This window comes from Actinomadura livida, from assembly GCF_014648675.1.
GTDB lineage: Bacteria > Actinomycetota > Actinomycetes > Streptosporangiales > Streptosporangiaceae > Spirillospora > Spirillospora livida.
On the sequence record NZ_BMRO01000004.1, the window covers coordinates 589,480 to 591,093 of the forward strand.

2 protein-coding genes are annotated in these 1,614 nt (G+C 70.8%); both read left to right on the top strand.

Annotated elements, in window-relative coordinates:
- Positions 1 to 117: 117 nt before the first annotated feature.
- On the top strand, positions 118 to 906 hold the full coding sequence (locus tag IEZ03_RS12565) for an MlaE family ABC transporter permease (protein ID WP_132049399.1): 789 nt from the start codon (positions 118 to 120) through the stop codon (positions 904 to 906).
- A gap of 1 nt (position 907) precedes the next feature.
- Positions 908 to 1,614 (top strand): MlaE family ABC transporter permease (locus IEZ03_RS12570; protein WP_229808243.1); only part of this gene is annotated, 707 nt, incomplete at its 3' end.

Here is a 1,614-nt window from a genome sequence, read left to right on the forward strand (position 1 = left end):
CGCGCCGGGGGGAGCAGCGCCACGCGCAGCGGCTCGACGCGATGCTCCCGAGCCTTCCCCATCCCGCGCAGCAGGCCATCCTGGCCGGGCGCCGCAACCGGCAGGAGGCGGGCGGCCATGGCGGCGCCTGAGACCAGGACCCCCGGCGCCGGCGCGCTGCGGCAGGTCGGCGGGCTGTTCGCGCTCGCCGGGACGGTCGTCGCGATGACGTTCCGGCGGCCCTTCCAGATGCGCGAGCTGATCCAGCAGTTCTGGTTCATCGCGTCCGTGGCGATCCTGCCGACGGCGCTCGTGTCGATCCCGTTCGGCGCGGTCATCTCGCTGCAGGTGGGGTCGCTGGCCAAGCAGCTCGGCGCGCAGTCGCTCACCGGCGGCGCGAGCGTGCTCGCCATCGTGCAGCAGGCGAGCCCGCTGATCGTGGCGCTGCTGATCTCCGGAGCGGCGGGCTCGGCGATCTGCGCCGACCTCGGCTCGCGGACGATCCGGGAGGAGATGGACGCGATGGAGGTGATGGGCGTCTCGCCCATCCAGCGCCTCGTCGTCCCCCGGGTGCTCGCCTGCATGGCGGTCGCGGTCCTGCTGAACGGCCTGGTCTCCGTCGTCGGCGTGGCCGGCGGCTACTTCTTCAACGTGCTGATGCAGGACGGGACGCCGGGCGCCTACCTCGCCTCGTTCTCGGCGCTCGCGCAGCTCCCCGACCTGTACATCAGCGAGCTGAAGGCGCTGCTGTTCGGGTTCATCGCCGGCGTCGTGGCCGCCTACCGCGGGCTGAACCCGCGGCCCGGGCCGAAGGGCGTCGGGGACGCGGTCAACCAGTCGGTCGTCATCACCTTCCTCCTGCTGTTCTTCGTCAACCTCGTGCTGACGGCGATCTACCTGCAGGTCGTCCCGCCGAAGGGGGCCTGACATGGCGATCCCCGGTGCCCGCCGGATCAAGCCGGTGAAGCTCGTCTCGTGGCTGGACCGGCCCGGCGACCAGCTCACCTTCTACGTCAAGGCGCTGCTGTGGACGCCGCGCGCCCTGCGCCGCTACCTGCGCGAGTCGCTGCGGCTGCTCGGCGAGGTCGCGTTCGGCAGCGGCGCGCTGGCGGTGATCGGCGGCACCGTCGGCGTGATGATCGGCATGACGGTGTTCACCGGCGTCGTCGTCGGCCTCCAGGGGTACGCGGCCCTCGACCAGATCGGGTCGTCGGCCTTCACCGGGTTCGTGTCGGCGTACTTCAACACCCGCGAGATCGCACCGCTGGTGTCGGGCCTGGCGCTGTCGGCGACGGTCGGCGCCGGATTCACGGCGCAGCTCGGCGCGATGCGGATCAACGAGGAGATCGACGCGCTGGAGGGCATGGGCGTCCCGTCCCTGCCGTACCTGGTGACGACCCGGATCATCGCGGGCACCGTCGCCATCGTCCCGCTGTACGGAATCGGGCTGCTGAGCTCCTACCTCGCGTCCAGACAGGTGACGCTCTGGTTCAACGGGCAGTCCGCCGGGACCTATGACCACTACTTCAACATCTTCCTCGCCCCCGAGGACGTGGTGCTGTCGTTCGTCAAGGTGCTGATCTTCAGCGTCATGGTGGTGCTCGCGCACTGCTACTACGGCTACCGCGCGGTCGG